The organism is Chryseobacterium sp. Leaf404 (genome assembly GCF_001424145.1).
GTDB lineage: Bacteria > Bacteroidota > Bacteroidia > Flavobacteriales > Weeksellaceae > Chryseobacterium.
In genome coordinates this window covers 1-23,678 of sequence record NZ_LMQM01000006.1, presented here as the reverse complement: position 1 = coordinate 23,678, position 23,678 = coordinate 1, and the positions used below count along the sequence as shown (strand labels likewise).

17 protein-coding genes are annotated in these 23,678 nt (G+C 38.8%); 4 read left to right on the top strand and 13 right to left on the bottom strand.

Annotated features, from left to right (window positions below; translation table 11 throughout):
* Positions 1 to 9 precede the first annotated feature (9 nt).
* The gene (locus tag ASG31_RS05515; RefSeq protein WP_056028999.1) at positions 10 to 3,357 is read right to left on the bottom strand and encodes a methylmalonyl-CoA mutase family protein; all 3,348 of its coding nucleotides are present in this window, start codon (positions 3,355 to 3,357) and stop codon (positions 10 to 12) included.
* A 233-nt stretch (positions 3,358 to 3,590) separates the two neighbouring features.
* Between ASG31_RS05515 and ASG31_RS05510 the strand changes: the two genes are divergently transcribed.
* The 4 genes from ASG31_RS05510 to rpsB all read left to right on the top strand — a co-directional run bounded on the left by ASG31_RS05510 (position 3,591) and on the right by rpsB (position 5,868).
* Positions 3,591 to 3,923: a hypothetical protein gene (locus tag ASG31_RS05510; protein ID WP_056028997.1), complete on the top strand. Its 333-nt coding sequence runs from the start codon at positions 3,591 to 3,593 to the stop codon at positions 3,921 to 3,923.
* 127 nt (positions 3,924 to 4,050) lie between these two features.
* Entirely contained in the window at positions 4,051 to 4,506 is a 456-nt protein-coding gene (gene rplM, locus ASG31_RS05505) for a 50S ribosomal protein L13 (RefSeq protein ID WP_047397369.1), read from the top strand.
* 6 nt (positions 4,507 to 4,512) lie between these two features.
* On the top strand, positions 4,513 to 4,899 hold the full coding sequence (gene rpsI / locus ASG31_RS05500) for a 30S ribosomal protein S9 (protein WP_056028995.1): 387 nt from the start codon (positions 4,513 to 4,515) through the stop codon (positions 4,897 to 4,899).
* 207 nt (positions 4,900 to 5,106) lie between these two features.
* A complete protein-coding gene (gene rpsB / locus ASG31_RS05495) occupies positions 5,107 to 5,868 on the top strand; it encodes a 30S ribosomal protein S2 (protein ID WP_056028993.1) in 762 nt (253 codons plus the stop codon).
* A 381-nt stretch (positions 5,869 to 6,249) separates the two neighbouring features.
* Here the strand turns inward: rpsB and ASG31_RS05490 are convergent, their stop codons facing one another.
* From ASG31_RS05490 to ASG31_RS19165, 12 genes are all read right to left on the bottom strand, one after another.
* Positions 6,250 to 6,471: an addiction module protein gene (locus ASG31_RS05490; protein ID WP_056028991.1), complete on the bottom strand. Its 222-nt coding sequence runs from the start codon at positions 6,469 to 6,471 to the stop codon at positions 6,250 to 6,252.
* Positions 6,472 to 6,652: 181 nt separating this feature from the next.
* On the bottom strand, positions 6,653 to 7,090 hold the full coding sequence (locus ASG31_RS05485) for a DUF6759 domain-containing protein (RefSeq protein WP_056028989.1): 438 nt from the start codon (positions 7,088 to 7,090) through the stop codon (positions 6,653 to 6,655).
* Positions 7,091 to 7,142: 52 nt separating this feature from the next.
* Positions 7,143 to 8,756 (bottom strand): DUF1501 domain-containing protein, encoded by a 1,614-nt coding sequence (locus ASG31_RS05480; RefSeq protein WP_056028987.1) that lies wholly within the window; start codon positions 8,754 to 8,756, stop codon positions 7,143 to 7,145.
* A gap of 4 nt (positions 8,757 to 8,760) precedes the next feature.
* The gene (locus tag ASG31_RS05475) at positions 8,761 to 10,395 is read right to left on the bottom strand and encodes a DUF1800 family protein (RefSeq protein WP_056028985.1); all 1,635 of its coding nucleotides are present in this window, start codon (positions 10,393 to 10,395) and stop codon (positions 8,761 to 8,763) included.
* Between the two features lie 170 nt (positions 10,396 to 10,565).
* Positions 10,566 to 11,264 (bottom strand): DUF6759 domain-containing protein, encoded by a 699-nt coding sequence (locus ASG31_RS05470; RefSeq protein WP_056028983.1) that lies wholly within the window; start codon positions 11,262 to 11,264, stop codon positions 10,566 to 10,568.
* Between the two features lie 18 nt (positions 11,265 to 11,282).
* Positions 11,283 to 11,963: a tRNA (guanosine(46)-N7)-methyltransferase TrmB gene (gene trmB / locus ASG31_RS05465; RefSeq protein WP_056028981.1), complete on the bottom strand. Its 681-nt coding sequence runs from the start codon at positions 11,961 to 11,963 to the stop codon at positions 11,283 to 11,285.
* 81 nt (positions 11,964 to 12,044) lie between these two features.
* Positions 12,045 to 12,848 (bottom strand): DUF6759 domain-containing protein, encoded by an 804-nt coding sequence (locus tag ASG31_RS05460; RefSeq protein WP_241493137.1) that lies wholly within the window; start codon positions 12,846 to 12,848, stop codon positions 12,045 to 12,047.
* Between the two features lie 182 nt (positions 12,849 to 13,030).
* Positions 13,031 to 13,822 (bottom strand): hypothetical protein, encoded by a 792-nt coding sequence (locus ASG31_RS05455; RefSeq protein WP_056028977.1) that lies wholly within the window; start codon positions 13,820 to 13,822, stop codon positions 13,031 to 13,033.
* A 116-nt stretch (positions 13,823 to 13,938) separates the two neighbouring features.
* Entirely contained in the window at positions 13,939 to 17,352 is a 3,414-nt protein-coding gene (locus ASG31_RS05450; protein WP_056028975.1) for a T9SS type B sorting domain-containing protein, read from the bottom strand.
* Positions 17,353 to 17,464: 112 nt separating this feature from the next.
* Entirely contained in the window at positions 17,465 to 20,311 is a 2,847-nt protein-coding gene (locus ASG31_RS05445) for a T9SS type B sorting domain-containing protein (RefSeq protein ID WP_056028974.1), read from the bottom strand.
* A 140-nt stretch (positions 20,312 to 20,451) separates the two neighbouring features.
* Positions 20,452 to 23,259: a gliding motility-associated C-terminal domain-containing protein gene (locus tag ASG31_RS05440; protein ID WP_056029041.1), complete on the bottom strand. Its 2,808-nt coding sequence runs from the start codon at positions 23,257 to 23,259 to the stop codon at positions 20,452 to 20,454.
* An 80-nt stretch (positions 23,260 to 23,339) separates the two neighbouring features.
* Positions 23,340 to 23,609: a T9SS type B sorting domain-containing protein gene (locus tag ASG31_RS19165; protein ID WP_410493181.1), complete on the bottom strand. Its 270-nt coding sequence runs from the start codon at positions 23,607 to 23,609 to the stop codon at positions 23,340 to 23,342.
* Positions 23,610 to 23,678 lie beyond the last annotated feature (69 nt).

Genomic DNA, 23,678 nt, shown 5'->3' with positions numbered 1-23,678 from the left:
GCTACGGACCTACATATTTCTCCTATACTTACCACCCACTTCAAACAAAGCGTTGGTAATCTGCCCAAGCGAACAGTATTTTACCGCATCCATCATCACATTAAATAAATTCTGCTGATTGATCGCTGCGTGTTGCAAAGTTTTCAAAGCAGCTTCTGATCTGTCTTCATTAGATTTCTGGAAATTATGAAGGGTTTCAATCTGAACCTGTTTTTCTTCCTCAGTCGAACGGATCACTTCTCCTGGACGAACCGTTGGCGAACCGTCTTTTCCTAAGAAAGTATTTACCCCGATGATCGGATATTCTCCGGTGTGTTTCAACCATTCATAATGCATCGATTCTTCCTGAATTTTTGAACGTTGGTACATCGTTTCCATCGCACCAAGAACACCACCTCTTTCTGTAATTCTGTCGAATTCTGCGTAAACAGCTTCTTCAACTAAATCTGTCAACTCTTCAATGATAAATGAACCTTGAAGCGGATTTTCGTTTTTCGCTAAACCTAATTCTTTATTAATAATCAACTGAATTGCCATCGCTCTTCTTACAGATTGCTCAGTCGGAGTTGTAATCGCCTCGTCATAAGCATTCGTGTGAAGTGAATTACAGTTATCGTAGATTGCATAAAGCGCCTGAAGCGTTGTTCTGATATCGTTGAAATCTATCTCCTGAGCGTGAAGTGAGCGTCCTGAAGTTTGAATGTGGTATTTCAACATCTGGCTTCTTTCGTCGGCTCCGTATTTCAGTTTCATTGCTTTTGCCCAAATTCTTCTCGCGACACGTCCGATTACCGAGTATTCAGGGTCGATACCGTTGGAGAAGAAGAAAGATAAGTTCGGAGCAAAATCATTGATGTCCATTCCTCTTGACAAATAATATTCGACATACGTGAACCCGTTTGCCAGTGTAAATGCCAACTGAGAAACCGGATTTGCTCCCGCTTCTGCAATATGATATCCTGAAATAGAAACCGAGTAGAAGTTTCTTACTTTTTCTGTGATAAAATATTCCTGAACGTCACCCATCAGTCTCAGAGCAAATTCAGTAGAGAAAATACAGGTGTTTTGAGCCTGATCTTCTTTTAAAATATCAGCCTGAACGGTACCACGAACGGTTGCGATTGTTTTAGCTTTAATTTCAGCGTAAGCTTCAGCAGGAATTACTTCATCTCCCGTGATTCCTAATAGTTTTAAACCTAAACCATTATTGGAAGGAGGTAATTCGCCGTTATATTTTGGTCTTTCTAAACCCTTATCGTCGAATTTTGCCTTTAAAGCTTTTTCAACATTCGCTTCAAGTTTATGTTCTGCAATATATTTTTCAACATTCTGGTCAATCGCTGCATTCATAAAGAAAGCCAGCAACATCGGCGCAGGTCCGTTGATCGTCATTGAAACGGAAGTCATTGCATTCACCAAATCAAATCCGGAATACAATTTTTTCGCATCATCTAATGTTGCGATAGAAACTCCCGCATTTCCAATTTTCCCATAAATATCTGGTGGTAGAGCAGGGTCTTGTCCGTAAAGCGTCACCGAGTCAAACGCTGTGGATAGACGTTTTGCATCCATTTCCGCAGATACGTAATGGAATCTTCTGTTGGTTCTTTCCGGTCCGCCTTCTCCGGCAAACATTCTCGTTGGGTCTTCACCAGTTCTTTTGAAAGGATAAATTCCAGCGGTGTAAGGAAATCCTCCAGGAAGATTTTCCTGACCTTTCCATTTAATCAAATCTCCCCAATCGGTATATTTTGGTAAAGATATTTTTGGAATTTTTAAATGAGATAAAGATTCCGTTGAGGTTTCTACCTTGATTTCTTTCCCACGAACGAAATAAGAATAAAACTCAGCCTTGAAAGCCTCTTTCGTGTCATCCCAGTTCTTCAAAAAGTCAATGTTTTCCTGTTGAAGGTCTTTTTCTGCTTTCTGATATTCAGTATCTAAAACTTCGTTTGAAAGGAATTTTTTAACCCCTTCAATATGATACATTTTTCTTGCTAATTCTGCCTGTTTTTCAACATTGGCGTCATAGATTCTATTATTTTCAACAATTTCAGAAAGATAGCGAACTCTTTTTGGAGGAATTATCGTGATATCTTCCGAAATTTCCTGTTCAACAAATCCTTGAAGATTTAAATCAGAATATTTAGCATTAACTTTTTCAATTAATCTGTTGTATAAATCAGTTGTTCCGTGGTCATTGAACTGAGATGCTTTTGTTGCATAAACAGGCATATCATCCAACGGACTTTCCCATAACAAATGGTTTCTCTGGAACTGTTTTCTTACGGCTTGAAGTGCATCAAGAGCACCACGTTTGTCAGATTTATTTAAAGCAACCAAATCTGCATAATCCAACATGTCAATTTTTTCCAACTGTGTCGAAGCTCCGTACTCAGGTGTCATCACGTACATTGAAACATCTGCAAAATCCGAAACTTCCGAACCCGATTGTCCGATACCTGAAGTTTCTAAAATGATAACATCCGGATGAGCCAATTTCAACACATTCAAAGCGGAATGAATAAACGGAGAAACAGAAACATTGTTTTCTCTCGTTGCCATTGAACGCATATAAACTCTAGGATCGTTGATCGCGTTCATACGAATTCTGTCTCCTAAAAGTGCACCTCCTGTTTTCTTTTTCGAAGGGTCAATCGAAATGATAGCAATTTTTTTATCGGTATTGGAACGTAAAAAACGTCTCACCAATTCGTCTGTCAATGAAGATTTTCCCGCTCCACCAGTACCTGTGATACCGATGATTGGAATATTTAAATCTTTTGATTTTTCGTCAATAGCCTTAACTAATTCCGGTTTTTCTTCTGAGAAGTTTTCAACGGCAGAAATGATTTTAGCAATGCTTGTAGAGTTTTCAAAACTGATATTGTCTAAATCTTCAGCAGTCACTTCTTTACCTGTTGCAAAATCTGATCTTTTCACCAAATCATCGATCATTCCCTGTAAACCAAGTTCACGGCCGTCGTCCGGAGAATAAATTCTGTCGATTCCGTAAGACATAATATCTTCGATTTCTTCCGGCAGAATTACACCACCGCCACCGCCGAAAATTTTGATTTGCGGTGAGTTTTTTTCTCTTAAAAGGTCGTAGATGTATTTAAAATATTCGTTGTGACCGCCTTGATACGAAGTCAGTGCAATTGCGTTAGCATCTTCCTGAATGGCTGTGTTCACCACTTCTTCGGCAGATTTGTCGTGACCAAGGTGGATAACTTCGCATCCTGTTCCCTGAATCACACGGCGCATAATATTGATGGCCGCATCGTGCCCGTCGAACAGTGAAGCTGCGGTTACAATTCTTACTTTGTTTGTTGGAGTATATTTTTGGGTTTCCATATTGTTTGTAGAAAATTTCTAAGTTTCCAAATATAACAATTTAATAAAAATTAATTTTAATAATATATTGAATTAATTTTAATAATATATTGAATTGATTTTCAGTAATTTAATTTAATTTGTTGAATTGAGAATTCCCTTAAAGCCTAACATTTGATAGGTAATTGTGCCAATTTTTCAGTTTTAAATTTAATCTTTTAAAAAAACTTTAATTTTGCGTCTTTATATAAGGTATGAAAAAAGCTGTATTGTATTTTGCACTCGGAACGATTGTCAGTTTCCTGATTAATTATTTTTTTACAGACACCCAAGATCGGGGTCTGGAAGTTTATTATGCTTTGTCATTCGGTATTGCCTGGGGATTGGCCTATTATCTGGATTCAGGAGATTTCAGTCTGCTTCAGAAAATGAGTTTCTCATTTTTAGCGATGATTGCTTTGGTTGTTGTAGGTATACTAATCTTCAATTTAGAACTTGCCATTCCATCCATTCTAAAATTTTCTACGGTCTTTGTTGCGTATTATTTTATTGCAAGTTTCAGATCAAACCGTGCTACCCGGAAGTAAAGATGTGAAAATGAATGCAAAAGATATTCTCAAGACATTTCAAATAATATTTTTCTGTTCAGAAAATAAAGTGTACCTTTGCACACCCTTTTAAGGGAAAATTATGTTTAATCTTTAACTAAAACGTGTGAATACATTAAGTTACAAAACTGTTTCAGCGAACAAAGCTACTGCAAATAAAGAATGGGTTGTGGTAGACGCTGAAGGACAGCCGTTAGGAAGACTAGCTTCTACGGTTGCAAAGATTTTGAGAGGTAAGCACAAAACAAACTTTACACCTCACGTAGATTGTGGTGATAACGTTATTGTTTTGAATGCTGGGAAAGTTACTCTTTCCGGAAACAAGTGGAACGATAAGACTTACATCTGGCATACAGGTTACCCTGGTGGTCAGAAGTCTATGACAGCTCTTGAACTTCAGAAAAAAGATTCTTTAAAAGTATTGGAAAAATCTGTAAAAGGTATGCTTCCAAAAAACAGATTAGGATCTGCATTGCTTAAAAACCTTTATTTATATGAAGGAACTGAGCACAAGCACGAAGCTCAACAGCCGAAAACAATTAATGTTAACGAATTTAAATAATTAATTATGTCTATAGTTCACAAAATCGGAAGAAGAAAAACTTCTGTAGCAAGAGTTTACGTGAAGCCAGGAACTGGTGTGATTACAGTAAACGGTAAAGAGGCTGCAACTTATTTCTCTACAGACGTGATGGTTTACAAATTAAACCAGCCGTTCATCCTTTCTGAAACTGTTGGTCAGTACGACGTTACCGTAAATGTTTTCGGTGGTGGTAATACAGGTCAGGCAGAAGCTATCAGATTGGGTATTTCCAGAGCTCTATGCGAAATCAATGCTGAATTCAGATTAGCTTTAAAGCCAGCTGGTTTACTTACAAGAGACGCAAGAATGGTGGAAAGAAAGAAACCAGGTCAGAAAAAAGCAAGAAAGAGATTCCAGTTCTCAAAACGTTAAGATTTGCTGCTGGCGAATGGCTTCTGGCTGTTGGCTACAGGAATTTATTAAATTTTATTTAAACTTAATCCCGGCGAAAAGCCAATTGCCTAAAGCAAAAAGCCTAACGCCAATTGCCCGTTACGTTTAGCATCCAAACGCTTCTCCCATCTAAAGAAGACGTTGATTGTTTAAAAAGCGGAAAGTAAACTAACAAAAAACAAAAACATGGCAAAAGCAAATGTAAAAGACCTTCTAGAGGCTGGCGTACACTTCGGTCACATGACTAGAAAGTGGAACCCAAATATGGCTCCATACATTTTCATGGAGAAAAACGGTATTCACATCGTAGACTTACATAAAACAGCTGTTAAATTGGATGAAGCTTGTAGCGCTTTAGAAAAATTAACTTCTGCAGGTAAAAAAGTTCTTTTCGTAGCTACTAAAAAGCAGGCGAAAGAGGTAGTTGCTAAGCACGCTGCTGAACTTAATATGCCTTATATTACTGAAAGATGGCCAGGTGGTATGCTTACAAACTTTGTAACTATCAGAAAGGCTGTAAAGAAGATGAACTCTATCGACAAAATGAAAAAAGACGGTACGTTCGAAACTTTATCTAAAAAAGAAAGATTACAGGTTGACAGACAAAGAGCTAACCTTGAGAAAAACTTAGGTTCTATCTCAGACATGGTGCGTCTTCCTTCTGCAATCTTCGTTGTAGATATCATGAGAGAACACATCGCTGTAACTGAAGCTAAGAAATTAGGTATCCCGGTTTTCGGTATTGTTGATACAAACTCTGATCCAAGAAAAGTTGACTTCGTTATCCCAGGAAATGATGATGCTTCTAAATCTATCGATATGATCCTGAGCGTTGTTTCAGAATCTATCAAAGAAGGTCAGACTCAGAGAAAAGCTGATAAAGAAAAATCTAAAGAAGAAGGTGAAGTGGTTTCTGCTGATAAAGATGCAGACTTCGACGCTGAATAATTGAAGATTATCTTTAAAATATTAAAACCGCAGATTTTTCTGCGGTTTTTTTGTTGATCAGAAATTTTTCATGCAGGAAATCTTATTTTCTAAACTTTGCCAATTTTCTCTTCGCCACTGTGAGCATGAAGTATAGCAAGAATTACAATTTGATTTTCTTCCAGAATATAATAAATGTGATAGTGAAATTGCTTTAATAAAACTGTCCTGACATTTTCTGGATGCTTTATCTAAAAGCCTTTGGGCAACTTTAATATCCTTTGTTTTGCCTCCTCAATCCTGTCAAGAACTGAGATGCTAGTTTGGGGCTGATGTTGAGATAATATTCTACGGCTTCTGTTATATCATCGTAAACGCGGGGTCTGTTTTTAAAAACAAGATTCAAAAACCGTACTTCGATCTGATTTCATTAAGCATGGTGTCAAAATCGGCATTACTGGCTGGATTTTTTTTGTAATCTTCTAATCTTTCATCTAATATCTTTTTGTGCCAGTCAGGAATGTCAATCGCATCGGGCTCTAACTGCTCTAAATCATTATATTTCTCCTTGAGCAGTTGCCACTCCTCAATCGAAATAAATGCCAGTTGTGTTTCCTTTTGCATCTTGTATATACTTTAAATTCATTTGGGTTTAAATTTAAAACAAAATTAATCAAATAGATTCAAATTTAAAGCTTCATCGCTAAAGCTCCATCGGAATAAAATTTTGTAGAAAAATAGGATGCTGAAAAATGGCGTGTTCCGAATGAACGTTATCTCTGATCCGAATCAAATGTGATAAAAATTAATTTGTGATCGTTATAGAATAAGAAGTACTCACAAATTTTGTATTCTGATATACCGCCTTGCAAACCATTCCCGATAAATTGTATTTCTGATTTTTCGGAACCATGGTACTTCCAATCTTCCCCGACGGAATCGGGATTTTTTTGAAAAAGTTAGGTCCACTCACTGTTAAAACCATATTGCAGGCAGAATTATTTTCTACACTGATGGAGGTTTCCGGGCTTCCTTCCGAGCCGTTCAGCAAATCCTGCAGAACTTTAGCTGTTTCGGGTTTGTGCGTTTTCATGAGCTGCTCATATTCAGTTTCAGTCTGTCTGATAACAGCTGGTGCTGCCGGTTTCGGTGTATTAACCTTCGCTGCAGGTCTCTGAACGGAATGTTTAGGTTCACATCCTGCAACAGCCCATAAAATCAATAATGCTAAAATCTTCTTCATTGAATCTGGTAAAGATTTAAATCTAAAAAAAATAATCGGTTTAACCCTGATTTTAATGTGAAATGATCATCTTTTTTGTCAGTTCTTCCTGGTTGCTTTTTACTTTAAGCAGATAATTTCCCTCAGGTAGAGATGAAACATTGATCTCCAAACGGTTGGTCACCACATGTTCAGATCTCTGAAGAATGATTCTTCCGCTTATGTCTAGTACCTGATATTTTACATCCGTCTGCCTTCCGTTTTCAAACTCAACATAGACAAACTGGTTGGCGGGAATTGGGTAAACTTTTATTCCGTTTTCTGCCCGTACTTCGTTTGTAGCTAGAGTTGCACAAACCACATCGGCTTTTTGTGCGTCTTTGATGAGGTTTACTTTTTGAGCACCTGTCACATAGTAATCCAGTTCGGAAGTCACCATTAAACTTGTACTTGCTCCCAGCCAATCCTGTAAAAGCGAAGCGAAAATCTGTCGGTAATCGAATCTTCTTTGGTTTTGGTTATAGTAGTAGCTGGTGGCATTTGTAAAAACCGGATGATCGCCCAGAATTCCTGCCGCTGCGGCATTTCCTACTACAAAGAATGGCGCCAGATCACCATGATCTGTACCTACACTTGCATTTTCTCTCACCTGGCGTCCAAATTCACTGAAGGTGACGGTCATGATTTTATTGGAAATCCCAAGCTGTTGAATATCTGCCTGAAATGCTGCTATAGAATTGGAAATATCTGCTAAAAGATTGGCGTGAGTTCCCAAATGTGTGCTTCCTGTCTGTACCTGGCTCACGTGCGTATCAAACCCGCTGATGTTCACCTGGAAAATTTTGGTTTTACTTCCTCCCTGAATCATTCTGGCAACAGTTTTCAGTTGCTTGCCCAAAGAAGAATTTGGATAAGTGGTGGATGAATTTACTCCGGTATTGAAAACTGACATCACCCGGTTGTAATACGCATCCATGCTTGTTGCAACACCTTTGATGTAAGTTAAAAGATCCTGATATTCAGAATTGATAAGATTCAGATTTGTAAACATCTGATTTTGAAAACCGGAAAGGTTGTACTCAATATTTTTTTCTGTCGTATGCTCGTAAAACAGGCAGGGATTGAGATTTCCCATCTGAATAGCCAGAGGATCCGGACTTAAAGTGGTTGGGTTTCCCGCAAGACCCGGATAAAGAGCTCCCAAATATCTTCCGAACATCCCATCTAAAAGATCTGCACTTGTAGAGCCGTCTTTTCCTGAAAACATTAAATTTTCTGACCTGAAATGAGAATAGTTGGGATTCGGATATCCAACGCCGTTCATCAGCAAAAGTTTTCCGGAATCGTAAAGATCTTTAAAGCCTGTCATGGAAGGGTTCAGACCCACCTGCCTGGCAGATGAAACCGTACTGTCCAGGGGGATGTAGCTTCCTGTTCCGGTATTGTTAATTTTAATATTCGGTCTTAAAGCAGCGTAGGTGCTATATTGGCTCACGGGAATCACTGTATTTAAACCGTCATTGGCACCGGCAAGTCTCAGGATAACCAAAACCCGGTCGTTCACAGTATCACAGTTCATCTGAAGATCCATAAACTGATTCATGAACCTTGATGGCATTCCGTTTAAATAAAACGGAGTTCCTATTCCTGCAAGAGAAACTAATTTTAAAAAATCTTTTCTGTTCATGATTTTAGATGATTTGGAATTCCGGAGATTTGATAATAGCTTTCACAAGTCTGTCAATTGGGATTTTTACATTGGTTGCAACGCTTGAATTTACATAATTTGTCCATTCGTTGAGCCAGTTTGTACTGCTTAAATTATTAAGAAAAACATTTTTGAAGTACGTATATCTTTCGCCATCAGGAACTTCTATCATCATCATCTGAAGAAATTCTGTAACGAGTACGTCTGCATTTCCGGGATTTGAAAAATATCCACTGTCTTTTACAAAAGCAGCATTATTCAGTTTAAAATTAAACCCATTGTACGTTAAGCCATTGATAAAATAATCAATAGTGTTGTTGTACCGTATTCTGAGGGAAGACGTTGTTATCCAGTTTTTGTCATAGTGCGGGCTGCTGGAATATCCCGAATATCCGTTCACAGACTGCGGTCTGAAAATAGGCATTCCGGAATTGTTTGAGTACGTATACACTACGTTCATTAAGCTGTGAATGGCAGAAGGATTGGCGGTGTAAAGCGGCATCTGCAGATGAAGCAGGGAAAACATGTGCAGATAGAGTTCCAAAGGACTCCTTACCAGACTTCCAATAATTTTATCACCAATGATGGAATCTTCTTCGTCATAAAAGTGTTTGCTTTTTAAAAGAGTAGTAAGAGTTGGTAAAATATTGTAGTTGTCTGCTTTTAAAGCTGTAGCAAGTGGTACAATAATTCCAGTTTCGATCTCGGTTGTGATCTCACGTCCCACAAAATAGCGGTACATCCTTCTGCAGTATGCTTTGGCAGTTTCATCCTGATTGAAAATCATATTGATGAAATTCTGAAGTTCATCTTTAATGGTGGTCTCCGTTGTTCCGCCGGTAATGACCTGTCCGCCAAAAGCTGAAGTGAATGTTTTACTTCCGGTGTCGTGTTTGTTAATTTTTATTTCACCTTTGGGAAGGTTTGTAATGGGATCGAGCGATGTAAGCCGTGCAGTTTTATCCAGATGAATGGAAGAAGTAAGAGAAAATCCTGTGAACACTTTGGCAGCCTGCTGTACATCAGTTTCAGTGTAGTTGGTATAATTTCCCGTGGCAATTTGCGGGCCTTTTAAAATGGTGAAAAGCTCCAGAAATTCACGGGCATAATTTTGATTCGGGCTTGTATTCTGATTCACGTTGTTATTCAGATAGATCAGCATTCTCGGATTTTGAGTGATTCTTACTGCAAGATCTTTTAAACTTCCGCCTGCATGAAATCTTAGCAACTCTTTGTAATCAAAATTTGTCCAGAAAGAAGTATCGTCATCCGTTACAAATAGAATGTGCAGAAAAAATGCAATTTTATGCTGTGCTGATGGGTCTTTTAATGCACTGTGCAGCCACCAGTAGAGATCATTCCTCACACTGTTTGCTGTAGCCTGAGTATCTGTAATTGTGGGGCTGGCGGCGGTGGGAACAATAGTTTCACCGATATTATTCAGTGGAGAAGGTGGGGTGGGAGCAGAAAATGAGAAGAGCGCGGTAATCGCTTCCTGCGGTGTTTTCGTAGAAAATTCTATTATTTTCGCCTTGGTAATATTGAAGGTTGTGCGTCGCAAAAGATGATACGCATTGGAAAATCCCAGGGAAGTGGTTTTGGGGGTAAGGCTTGGCATGGCTGTATGAAATTTTCATCAAATGTAGTATTTTATTGAATAAAAAAGATATAAATTTACAGTATTATATTAATCTGATAAAATGAATATTTAAAAACCCTTTCACAGTAAGGTTTGCAAAAGGGTTGGCGTTTCGGAATATCTTTAGATAAAAAGTAAGTACACTAATGTTACTTTTTCTTTTTTGTCTTAGAGTGGTTTTTTTTTTTCGGTATTGCTGTTTTTTCTTTTTCTTTTTCCAGAGATTCTTTGGTTACAGTCTCGGGATTACTCAGAATAATAAGGGCGCTTTTGCTGAACTCCTTCATGCTTTTATAAGGTACATCGCATACGTTTCCGGATAGAGTATACATACCTTTATCTAAGACCAAAGTATTTTCACTCATGGCGGGAACGGGAAGATTATAAAATTTCTTTCCGGAAATTTCCAGCACAAGATTGCAGTCTGAATTGTTTTTCAGCAATAATATCACTTCATTACCAGAAATATCCTGATTAAAAATGCTGTTAAGAAGTTTCACTGTGTTTTGTTTGTGTTCTTCAGGGGTTTTGGCGAGAAGCTTTTTGAAAACTGCTTCAGATTCCGGACTGTTTTTTTTGAATGAGTTTTTCGAAGGCAGATCCATAATTACGGGTCTGGCTGCCATCGGTTTGGCATCTTTTCTTCCTTTTACCCAATCTGCATTTTTCAGGGCAATCACACGCTGTTTCAGAATCCTTCTCTTGGGATTTTCAGAATTTGCTTTAGAAATGTATTCTTCAATCTCCGCAATGTTTGTGCTGTTTAAAATATTGTCTTTATGCTCGTTAGCTGCACAAGACTGAATGATGAGACTGAAAAAAACAAGAGGGAACAGAATTTTCTTCATTTGTTTGTGTTTTTATTTTTATGGTTTTATTCTGAATTTGATGTAGGTAATTGTTTTACCTTTTGCAGAAAACAGTTCTTCGTAATACGTTCTGATATCTTTAAGATGGGGTGTATTGGGGTCATATTCTACGGCTCCGTAAATATCGTGATGGGCAGAAATGATTTCGTGGCCTGCACCCTGAAGGTAGCCCAAAGTGTATCCGTGTAAAAATTCAGAATCTGTTTTAAGATGAATAATCCCTCCCGGTTTTAAGAATTTTTTATACCGTTCCAGAAAATCCGGATGGGTGAGTCTGTGTTTTGTGCGTCTGTATTTTATCTGTGGATCTGGGAAAGTAATCCAGATTTCGTCAACTTCATTTTCAGCAAAATAGTGATCTACCAACTCGATCTGGCTTCGCAGAAAACCAACGTTTTTCATACCGTTATCCACAGCTTCTTTGGCACCAAACCAAAATCTTGCTCCTTTGATATCAATTCCTATGAAATTTTTATCGGTAAAAGTTTTAGCCAGCCCCACAGAATATTCGCCTTTTCCACAACCTAATTCAAGCACGATGGGATGATCGTTTTTAAAAAAATCTCTATTCCAGTTTCCTTTGAGTGGGAATCCGTTTAAAGCCTCTTCACGTGTGGGCTGTACAACGTTTGGAAGTGTTTTGTTTTCTGCAAATCTTACTAATTTATTTTTACCCATATTTCAGTTTCAAAGGTGCAAAAATACAAAAAAAGAGACAGCAAGCGTCTCTTTTAGTTGATATTAAGATTGAAATCTTTGCTATTTTGAGCTTCCCAATGCCACCATAATCGGCTTCTGAATGGTTTTCTGTGAAGCATATTGAGCCCCACATACAATACTTGTAAATAAATAGTTTCCTTTGGCAACTACCACAGAATTGTCGTCATGAGCGGGAACAGCGAGTCTGTATTTTGTGTTACCGATGCCTTCCATTCGTACAATAATGTTACAGTCAGATTTATTTTCAATCATTACAATCGCTTCTTTAGAATTGGGATCATTGTCAAAGAGAGAATTCAGAATTTTCACTGTTTTATCTTTGTGCTCGGCAGAGCTCATTCCCATCAGCATATTGAATTCATCTGCTTCAGTATCTACAATCACAGGTGCTTTTGCACCGGCAGGAGTTGCTGTGACATACACATTCTGGCGGTTACTTTTGGTATAATTTACCGGAACTTTGTTGGTTGCTAAAATAGCTCGGTATTTTGCAATTTGCTTCTCTTTAATTTTAGCATTAAATTCTTCGAAGGTTATTTTGGTGGAGGGTTTTCTTTTCAGCATGGCCAAATCTTCCTGCATCTCTTTAACCTTCTTGTCGTTAGGGTCTGCGGCGCTGGCGATGTATTCTTTCATCATTTCCATGACTCTTGGTTTAAGAATGATTCTCTTGGGATCATCGGGATGCGCGTCACGGAGAAAAGCATTGATTTCGTAAATACTTTTGCTTTTAAGGATATTGCTGTAGTCTTTTCCTTTTTTCTGTGCCGAAAATCCTGCAAAAGATAAGGTCAAAAGAAAAATTAAAAGGTTTTTCATGTCTGAAGTAATTTGTTTTTTCAAAAATTTTTTTCAAAAATAAGTATTTTAAAAGTAACAGATCTGTGTAGATTTCATGTGAAACCATTTGACATCACATTGGGTTTTCCTGTGCAATGCTATCTGTCCCGTCAATTCTTGATTTTGAATAATAGGTTTGAAATTTTAGATAACAGAAATTTTATAATGTTAAAATATACACTTGCTTAATTCTTAATAATGTCCTGTAAGTGAGAGTTTTTCAGTCTTCGCTGATAAATGGGCAGATACTTTTCAATCGGCATTTTTATCGCATCAAAATTTCCGGTTTGTACGTACACTTCTATGTTTTCTGAGGTGTATACAAAGTGAAGGAAGTTGTCTATCAGGTTTTCTGGGATTTTAGACTTTGTAAAATAATCTGTTCCTAAAACGTTTTTTATCTGAGTAACCGAAGAGTTCATTCTTTCATAAGCTACGTATCGCTGCTTCTTTTTTCTTTCTCCCGAAAGAACGTCAAAAATGCTTTCAATGCTGAATGTAAGCCCGCCATCACGGAAGCCTGCTACAGGAAGTTCCGGCGAATTTCCGTCTCCTTTCGGTTCGGGAAGGCCGATTACTTTTTTCAGAGCATATTTTTTATCTTCTTTACGGATAGAATTTACATCAAACCTCAGATTTCCCGTAGGACGAAACCTGCTGATCACCACTTCCTGAATATCGTAGTAGGCTATCATTAGCTCTACAAAATTATTTGCGGAAAGCATACCGGCTGTAACTTTTACATCTTTCCTTTCAGTTACGATACTTGTGAATCTGATGATGTCTCCGGGACTTGCAGAAAGCTGAAAATTACCGTTGTAATTGGCCAAAACAGTCTGCATGGTTTGCAAATTGGTAACGTAGACCTGGTTAAGATACATCTGCGAATTGTCTCTCAGAAATACCTCACCGGAATAGAGCTGTGCGTTGATCTGAGCGATAAAACCCAAAAACAAAAGAGTAATAAGCTTCTTCATATAATGTTGCAAAATTACATAACATTATATTTAATAAATGTTTTTGGTTTCGAAAATCGGGTTAAAATTATATTAAACTTGAGGCGATACTGTTAATTATTGTTATTAAAACAAAATTACCTGTCCCAAAGGCTGTCGTTACGGTTTTTAACCAGGAGCCAACTTGTGTATTTCACGTTAATAATTTTATTCTCTGTCCAGGAAATAAAGTACCAGTATGTGGCTGTAGAAACATGTCTTCCTTTCACCAGTCCGTCCCATGTAAATCTGTTCTGCGGCGTTCCACGGAACTGTTCTGCTCCGTACCTGTCAAAGATTCTGAAAACAAGATTTTCTTTATCCATCAAAGCAGAATAGTTAATAACATCGTTTACTGAATCACCATTTGGTGTAATCGTATTGATGAGGTTGATGATCACAAAAGTCTGCTGAACAATCTCGCACTGTTGAGAATCTCTTACATAGATGGTCTGGTTGCCGGTGGGTACTTCTTTAAAAACATTTGAGGCCTGCCAGTTGAAGCCATCAAGAGAATATTCGTAAGGAGGATTTCCGCCGCTTGCAGTTACAGTTACCGTTGTTCCGTTAATATCAATCCCGGTAATAATGAGAGGTGAAGATTGTGATACTGTTACAAACTGTCTGTAGGTACAGCCATCAAACGTGAGATCCACCCAATAATTTCCTGCCGGTACATTTGCCAGCGTTTGAGTAGTTGCTCCCGTGTTCCAGCTGTAAGAAGTAAAGCCAGGGCCTGCATCCAGATTGGTAACAGCTTTAGGGCAGATTGTTTTGTCTGTAAGGATGTCAGATTTTTTCGGAGTTTTTAAAGTTAAGGTAATGGTTGCTACATTAGAGCAGAATCCACTCTTTTTAAATCTGAGATAATATGTTTGTATTCCTGTAAGAGTTACAGTGCTACTGATAGGAGCTGTGTCGTTCTGAGCATCAGCCAAAGTAGGATGATAACTTACTGAAACTAAAGGATCGGTAGTAAACTGACTCACAAATTGTGAAAGATTCAGCTGTTTTACACCGTCTAAATCATCATCACAGTAATTTTGGGAAGCCGTAGTTGCTGAAAGCGCCAGTTTTGTTCCGACACTGAAAGAAACCCACTGTACCACCGAACCGCAACCGTCCGGAGAGGTTACTCTTACGTAGATCGTGGTATTGGCAGAGTAGCTCCAGTTATTGGGCAGGGTATTTGTGTTTCCGTTCATCGCATCGGAGAGATTTGCGTAGTAACTTACATTCGGAAAATAGGCAGAATTGGTGAGGATGATGGGAGTTATATCAGATAAAACAACATTTACCGTTCCGTCAAAATTCTCGTCACAAAGAGCATTATTGTGATTGGGTAATATATTGATGGTGGGAAAATGATTAAGAGTAATTTGTGCAATATTGCTGCAGCCTGCTGTGTTTTTTATCAGAACATAAACAATTGTTCCGGCAGCCGCGGGGTAGTTTGTTGTGGCAGTAATTAATCCCGCCGCATTTTCCGTCTGTGCCGCCGCAAAACTCGTATAATAAGTCTTTACTACCGGGCTGTTGGCTGTCACATTAGCGGTAGTGAGATTAAATGTACCGGTACCGTTGACGCTGCATGCTGTGAGCGTAGCATTGGTAACTGTTACCGGAGCAATGTTCAGGGTTACTGTTACCGTTTCGCAATCTGGGAAATCAGGGTCGTTCCCACAGAATGTGTAAGAAAACGTATCTGTTCCTGCAACTGTAGGATTGGTCACACTGTACGTTATCACTCCCGTAGTTGCGTTGATTGTAGCTGTTCCCAGAGACGGATTTGTAACCAGTGCCACAGTAGACGGTACGGCTGTCTGTGTGGAAGTGGAAAATGTTGGTATAAATGTTTTGGCGGTACAGATGTCATAGCTTACACTTGTAAGTTTGGTGCAGTTCTGTACAGGAATTGGTACCGAAACTAACGGTGCACAACTGCCCATCGTAACGGAAACTGTGTAATTCCCGGACTGCGTGGGTGTATATGATGTTCCCGTTGCTCCTGTAACCGGGCTTCCGTTTCTGAACCATTGGTAGGTATCATAAATAATAGGATCCACAGTAAGTACAACTCCGGGTATGCAGGTTCCTGTTTTTAAAATTACCGGCTGTGTAGGAAATCCTGCGAAAAAGCCGCCATATCCTACCGCATCACTACCGGCAGTAATTCCTGCGGTGATTGCTTTTGTGGAATTTACTGTGATTGTTCCCGTGATGTTGGGAATTCCGTAAGTAACCCAACTGCTGGTTCCGGACATGGTAAAAGGTCCTGTTCCTGCGGGTGGAGCAACGCCATTAATCGTTACGACGGCATCTCTTTCTGTAATTAAATTTAATTTGGTAGGAATATTTAAAACTCCTGAAGGATTTACATTGGTGTGAACAAAATTTTCATTCAGTAAACCCAATTCGTTGATCTGTTTCGGGAGATAACAGTTCAGAGCCGGAATGAAATTAAAACCTCCTGTTGCCAATTCATCTGCTGCTGAAGAATTGCCGGCAAGCGTTTGATAAACGTAGGCATTTTTGCTTGTTCTTAAATATAAATTGTAATGTCCTGATCCCTGCAGAATGTATTTGCTGCCTGGAACAACGTAGTATTGTCCGGTGTTAAGCGTTGTAAGAGGCGGTATTTCATTGTTTACAAAAATTTGTGTATTGTCTTCGGTAGCAATTACCAGAGCGCCTTCCATATTAGACCCGATACTTCCATTTCCCTTCACTAAAGCAAACTCACTTCCCAAACGGTTTACAGGAACAGACTGATCCATCAGAATATCAGAGCTTAACGGAATATTTCCGGCGTACTGGCCATTAAAGTTTCCGTTGGTAACATTTACAGGTTTGGTAGACTGGATTTCTGCTCCAATAAAACCATCCCAGTTTCCTGGTACAGTCCCGTTTCCGTCTAAAATATAAGATTGGCCTTTATTTAATGTAAAGCTTAAAGTAGGATTAGTGGCTCCTGTTGTTCCGTTTGAAAACTGTACCGTATTTTTATATCCGGAAATGGTGACCTGTGTATTGTCTTCTGTTGCCAAAACACTCGTCATAAAGTTGAGAATACCGTTATTCACCGTGATAGGAGCTGTGGCAACATGAAAAGTTGTACCTGTAGAAGGAATTCCTTTTGAAGTAATAATTTCTCCGTGATTGAAGACTGAAAATCTCAAATTGGCATAAAAAGGAAAATCAGCTTTGAGATAAAGACCTTTAGTGGATGTAGTAAAAAGATCAGCCTGAAGGGTAGTAATAATATAGTTTCTTAATACATCAAACTTCTGAGGATTGTTTTTACTGATGGTTACCGTACCGATTATTGTATTGTTGTTGTAAATATTAACGGGAAAGGGTGTTGTTCTGCTTGTTGAGAGATATAAAGTCTGGTAAGGATTTGGATTTCCTGTACGGTCTACCATCGGTGCAAACCAGTGCTCACGATCAAGCTGCGCCAGCGAAACGGTATATATGAAGATTAAAAGAAAAAAGGATAGAATTTTCTTCATCGGAGATATGGTTTCTACAAATTTAATAATTAATTTTTACTAAATGTTTAAAATAACATAAAAAACCACAGCCTAAGGACTGTGGTTTTGAATTATTGATGTAAATTCAGTATTATTCTCTGTTTTTCAAAAGAATCCAACCTGAGAATTTCACAGGTGTTTGAGTTCTGTTGTTTTCGTTCCAGCTGATACTGTACCAGTAATTTCCTGTGGAAATTCTTTTACCGCCTACTGTTCCGTCCCATTTGTAGCCTCTGTCTTTATTTCCTTCAAAGATTTTTACACCATAGCGGTCAAAAATTGAGAAGGTAAGATTAGGTTTGTTTGCGAGTGCAGAATAATCCAAAACATCATTTACACCATCATTATTCGGAGTAATTACGTTGATGATGTTAGGGATTGTAACATTCACCTGCTGAGGTACACAGTTAAAGCTGTCTTTCACATAAACTGTGATATCACCTCTTGTCAAATCAGGAAAGACATTAGATTCCTGCCATTTGTTATTGTCAATTGAATATTGATAAGGTGCAGTACCTCCAGTTACGTACACCGTTACTGTAGTTCCTGATACTTCAATATTTGTAATTACAGGCTGCTGAGTGGGGTAAACAGTCACTTTCTGTCTTGTAGTGCAATCACCTGTCTTCAAATCTACCCAGTAGTTACCCACTGTAACGTCACTGATCGATTGTGTAGTGTCACCGTTACTCCACGTATATGCGTCAAATCCCGGTCCTGCATCAAGAACAGTTCTGTCTTCAATACAGATTTCCTTATCCACTAGAACTGTTGAATAAACAGGAGGTAAAACAATCAGAGTAATCACAGCAACTCTGTAACATCCGTTAGTATTGCTTACTCGTACATATACAACTCCGTTTGGCGCAGCATAAGTGGTAGGTGCTGTGATTTCGTTCGTCTGATTCTGAGCATCTGTTAATGAAGGATAGTACTTTTTGGTTGTTCCCAGTACAAGAGTTACGTTTGCTGATGTAAGATCAAATAATCCCGTAGAAACATTGCTCGTTAAGTAGCAGGATCTCAGTGTTGCATCTATAACTGAAGGACTTTCTGCTATTGTAAATGTAAGGGTGGTCTGCTCACAGTCTACAAACTCAGGAGCATTTCCACAGAATTTATAGGTAATCGTATCTGTACCGGCAAAACCAAAATTAGGTGTATAGCCTATCACACCTGTTACAGGGTTCAGTACTGCTGTTCCGTTTGCAGGAGGTGTAATTATGGTAACACTTGAAGGTGAATACGTCTGTGTAGAAGTGGTAAACTGGGGTACAATGTTATAATATCCCTCGCACACTGTTACTGCCTTGGTCGTCTGCTGAAGACATGTAAAAACTTTATACTCAGGAGTGGTAGCAGGTGGGCATGAGCCTACCGTAATTCTCACGGTATAGTTTCCGGCGATGGTAGGAGTGTAAGAATATGAGTTAGCCCCCGGGATAGCAATTCCGTTTCTGTACCATTGATAAGTGTCATAGCCGTCGTCTACTTCAAGTACGAGTCCTGGAATACAGTCACCGGTCTGCTTGGCAATTAAAGGTATAGAAGAAAATCCAGCGAAATATCCACCATATCCTGAAGTACTGTGCCCACCGTTAATTCCGGCAGTTACCGCTTTGTTAGACTGGATGGCTACGTTTCCTGTAATAGGTTCTATGGCATAAGTAACCCAATTGCTGTTTCCTGTTAATGTATAAGGTCCCTGAGCTGCTGTAGGGGTCAAAGGTGCGCCTCCATTTACGGTGTAGGTAACGGTAGCACCAGCTTCTGTAAGGATGTTAAGTTTCACTATTGTTCCACTTGGTATTACACTTGCGCCTGCAGTTCCGGTTGGCATTTGACCTACCCGGCCTATCTCGTCAATTTTTCTCGGTAAGAAACAGTTCAACGGTGGGATATAATTGAATCCGCAGGTAGCATTACTTCCATCTACTGATACCAACTGATAAAGATAAACATTTTTTGAGGTGCTGATAAACATATTTCTGTGTGAGCCTCCCTGCAGAATGTAGTCTGAACCTGAAATTCTGTACCACTGGCCAGCACTGAGGGTTGCTGCGGGAGTGGTAGATCCGTTAAGGAAAACCAAAGTATTGTTTTCTGTAGCTACCACAATTCCACCTTCGATGTCGCTGGAATTGGGTGATCGGGATTTCACCATTGCAAATGTGTTTCCTAACCTTTCTGTAGGAACAGACTGATCAAGGATGATATCTGCACCCACACTGGAGCTTGCACCAAAGTTCCCTGTAACGTTTCCATTCGTTAAAGTAATAGGCTTGTCGGATACAATTTTAGCACCGATAAAAGCCTGCATATTAGCCGCGACACCTCCCGAACCTGCAAAAATAAAAGACTGACCTTTATTTAAAACAAAAGTATGAGTATTCGTAGTAGGCGTAGCACCCAAAAAAGAAATCGCTATGGTGTTACTCCATGTAGCTGTTACAGTTGTGTTGTTTTCAGTTGCCATTACCCCCGCGGTAAAACTGTTTCCAGTACTATTAAACGGAGATGGGGTAGCTGCAACAAAAAATTCTTTACCGATGCCGGCTTTACCTTTGCTGGTAAGCACTTCTGCATGCTGTGTACTGTTCACCATTCTTAAGGTACAGTAGAAAGGTTTCTCGCCATTTATGTAAAGGCCTTTGCTGATCACCGCAAATGCTTCGCTGCTGTTTGTTGCAGAAATATTGGCGTTAGATACCACATAAGTTTGTGGATTATTTTTACTTATCGTCACTGTTCCCAATGCGATATTGTTACTGTAGATTGTTACAACAAAAGGAGTCACCGAATCTGTAGAAAGATAAAGCGCCTGTGCTGTATTCGCAGTAGATGCATAAAACGGAGCAATCCAATGCTCTGTATCCCGCTGGGCAAAAAGATTCACCGATGAGATCATCAGTAATAAAATTAGTAGAAATTTTTTCATAAGCAGAATTAGGATTTTCGCAAAAATAAGTATTTTATTGTAATGATTTGCTTTAATTTTTAAATATTTTCAAATCATTATTCAAAAAACAGATGCTGTGACGATAATCACAGCATTTATTTTTATAGTGTAAAGAAGATTTATTCTCTGTTTTTAACGAGGATCCAACCGGTATATTTGATTGGAGTTTTCTGGGCATTAGGTTCATTCCAGTTGATGTGATACCAGTAAGTTCCCGTTACCACTCCCTTTTCAAAGAATTTACCATCCCATTTATAGTCATTGAATTTATCTCCTGTGAAGATTTTATTACCATATCTGTCGTAGATCACAAAGCTAAGGTTGTCTTTATATTTCAGTGCGCTGTAATCTATAAAATCATTCACATTATCACCATTAGGGGTGATGGCATTAATCAGATTCGGAACTGTAACTTCCACTGCCACCGGTGCACAGTCGTAAGAATCTTTTACATAGAAGATGTGCTGCCCTCTGGAAAGACCTGTGAAAACATTAGAATCCTGCCATGTGCCAGGCGTGTCTACTGCATATTTGTAAGGTGCTTTTCCTCCACTTACATTTACAGTAGCCGTCGTGTTGTTGATGTCAATTGTAGTAATAACCGGCTCCTGAGCTTTCAGCACTTTTACGGTTTGAATTACGAAACATCCGTTATTTTCAAGTTTCACCCAGTATTCTCCTACCGGTACACCCAAAATAGATGGGGTAGTAGCTCCTGTGTTCCAAAGATAGCTTGTGTATCCAGGTCCTGCGTCAAGATTTGTTCTTGCATCAATACATATTGTTTTGTCTACAAGAATTGCTGATGGCTTAATAGGAATCGCGATGAGCGTAATTTTGGCGTTAGCTTTACATCCTTCCGGCGTAGTAACTTTTACATATACGAAACCTCCTGCGGAAAGATATGCTGTAGGGTTTGAAATGATATTCTGATTGGCATTCAAATCATTTAAAGTTGGATAGTATGTTTTGGTAACTCCGGTGTAATCAATTACATTGGCGGTAGTTAAGTCAAAACTTGCTTTATCAGTATACTGGCATGAAGTTAATGTTTTGTCATTAACAACGAACGGAACTAATGTAAGATTCAGGGTAACTTTTTCACAGTCTACAAATTCTGCTGCATTTCCACAGAATTGATATACAATGGTGTCAGGTCCTAAATAACCTGGTGTAGGAACGTAAGATATTACTCCAGTTGAAGTGTTTACAGTAGCTGTTCCATGGCTGGGCTGTGTAATAATTGATACAGTGCCTGCTACAGGAGTTTGGGTAGAACTTGTAAATGCAGGAGTAATTGTTGTAGATCCACAGATATTTAGATTCTTAACAGTCTGTTTTAAACAGGTATAAACTTTGTAAATAGGAGTTGTTAGTGGTGTACATGTACCCATAGATACTGTTACGGTGTAATTTCCGGCAGCTACAGGAGTGTAAGTATTGGATACTGCTCCGGTAATTGCAACTCCGTTAAGGAACCATTGGTAGCCGTCATATCCACTTTCAACCTCAAGAACAATCCCCGGTACACAATCCCCTGTCTGCTTAGCAATTACAGGTACGGAGTTGAATCCTGCAAAATAACCACCGTAGCCAGCAGTGCTATATCCACCATTTACACCCGCTGTTACCGCTTTAGTAGACTGAACAGCTAAATTACCTGTTACTCCTTCTATTGCATAAGTCACCCAGTTTGTATTACCTTGTAAAGGATAAGGACCTTGCGCTGCAGTAGGCGTAATGGGTGCACCTCCATTTGTGGTGTACGTAACAGTTGCACCAGTTTCAGTAAGAATATTAAGTTTAAGAGTAATTGCTGAAGACGTGTTAGGCATTTCGTTAACTTTACCAATTTCGTCAATTTTTCTCGGAAGGAAACAGTTTAAAGGTGGGATATAATTAAATCCACAGGTAGCATTACTGTTATCTACAGAAACTAATTGATATAAATATGTGTTTTTTGAAGTAGATACAAGCATGTTGTAGTGTCCGTTTGTACCTTGAAGTTGATAGGCATCACCTAAAATTCTGTACCACTGACCTTGATTAATAGTGGCTGCAGGAGTAGTTGAACCATTCAGAAAGATTTGTGTATTATCTTCTGTTGCGATTACTATACCTCCTTCAAGATCCGAATTAGAAGAAAGTGTTCTAACCATTGCAAAAGTGCTTCCTAATCTTTCTGTAGGCACAGACTGATCAAGAATAGCATCGGATCCGGAAGGTGCATTTCCAAAATTCCCATTCATATTACCATTGGTAAGTGTAATTGGTTTATCTGAAGTTATTTTGGCGCCCATAAAAGGGGCAGCACTTGTAGCATTACCGGCAAATATAAATGATTGACCTTTATTTAAAGTGAAAGTGTATGGATTAGAAGGTGGGGTAGCCGGCTGTCCAAAAAAAGTTAATGTTCCTGGCCAGCTTACTGTCACAGTTGTGGCGTCTTCTGTAGCTAAGACTCCCGCGGTAAAACTGTAAAGGGACGTTGCACTTCCTGCATATGGAGTATTTGCAACATAAAATTGTTTACCAATTCCAGCTTTTCCTTTACTGGTTACAATTTCTCCGTGTGCAAGTTGTGCCATTCTCAGTGTACAGTAAAAAGGACTTGCTCCCTTTAAGTACAAGCCTTTATTTAGAACTTTAAAGCCATCAGCAGTGGAAGTGGTAGAAATAAAGTTTGCCACATCATAGGTAACAGGATTATTTTTACTTACCATAATTGGTGCTGTGTTAATCTGCACATTATTGCTGAAAATGTTTACGGCAAATGGTGTGACAGAATCTGTTGAAAGGTATACAGCAGTTGAATAGGTTCCACCTGAGTTATAATATGGTGCAATCCAATGATCAGTATCTCTTTGTGCAAAAAGACTGTTAAATGTCAGAAGCACGAAAACAAAACTTAGTAGAAATCTTTTCATAGTAAATGGAATTAGGATTTTTACAAAAGTAACATTAATTTTTAACATATAATTAAAAAATATTAACAAAAGTTTAAAGATTATTCTCTGTTTTTAATCAACAACCAACCAGAATAGGAAACCGGCAGTTTTGTGTCAGGTTCTGTCCATTTGATGATGTACCAGTATGTTCCGGTTGGGAGGTTTCTGTTTCCGGCTTTTCCGTCCCATTTGTAATTTTTTCCTGAAGATTTGAAAAGAGGCGCCCCATATCTGTCTACTACCTCAATGCTTACGTCCTGTTTGATCTGAAGGTCGGTGTAATCCAGGTAGTCGTTATGGCCGTCGCCATTCGGGGTGATTGCGTTGATTAAATTGATGATCAGAAAGTCTTTTACTACAGGCTCGCATCCGTTCTTAATGTGAGTTCAAATCACATT

Excerpts from the sequence above, each read along its gene's own strand:
- ASG31_RS05515 (WP_056028999.1), bottom strand. The coding sequence starts at position 3,357 with ATGGAAACCCAAAAATATACTCCAACAAACAAAGTAAGAATTGTAACC.
- ASG31_RS05510 (WP_056028997.1), top strand. The coding sequence starts at position 3,591 with ATGAAAAAAGCTGTATTGTATTTTGCACTCGGAACGATTGTCAGTTTC.
- rpsI (WP_056028995.1), top strand. The coding sequence starts at position 4,513 with ATGTCTATAGTTCACAAAATCGGAAGAAGAAAAACTTCTGTAGCAAGA.
- rpsB (WP_056028993.1), top strand. The coding sequence starts at position 5,107 with ATGGCAAAAGCAAATGTAAAAGACCTTCTAGAGGCTGGCGTACACTTC.
- ASG31_RS05490 (WP_056028991.1), bottom strand. The coding sequence starts at position 6,471 with ATGCAAAAGGAAACACAACTGGCATTTATTTCGATTGAGGAGTGGCAA.
- ASG31_RS05485 (WP_056028989.1), bottom strand. The coding sequence starts at position 7,090 with ATGAAGAAGATTTTAGCATTATTGATTTTATGGGCTGTTGCAGGATGT.
- ASG31_RS05480 (WP_056028987.1), bottom strand. The coding sequence starts at position 8,756 with ATGAACAGAAAAGATTTTTTAAAATTAGTTTCTCTTGCAGGAATAGGA.
- ASG31_RS05475 (WP_056028985.1), bottom strand. The coding sequence starts at position 10,395 with ATGCCAAGCCTTACCCCCAAAACCACTTCCCTGGGATTTTCCAATGCG.
- ASG31_RS05470 (WP_056028983.1), bottom strand. The coding sequence starts at position 11,264 with ATGAAGAAAATTCTGTTCCCTCTTGTTTTTTTCAGTCTCATCATTCAG.
- trmB (WP_056028981.1), bottom strand. The coding sequence starts at position 11,963 with ATGGGTAAAAATAAATTAGTAAGATTTGCAGAAAACAAAACACTTCCA.
- ASG31_RS05455 (WP_056028977.1), bottom strand. The coding sequence starts at position 13,822 with ATGAAGAAGCTTATTACTCTTTTGTTTTTGGGTTTTATCGCTCAGATC.
- ASG31_RS05450 (WP_056028975.1), bottom strand. The coding sequence starts at position 17,352 with ATGAAGAAAATTCTATCCTTTTTTCTTTTAATCTTCATATATACCGTT.
- ASG31_RS05445 (WP_056028974.1), bottom strand. The coding sequence starts at position 20,311 with ATGAAAAAATTTCTACTAATTTTATTACTGATGATCTCATCGGTGAAT.
- ASG31_RS05440 (WP_056029041.1), bottom strand. The coding sequence starts at position 23,259 with ATGAAAAGATTTCTACTAAGTTTTGTTTTCGTGCTTCTGACATTTAAC.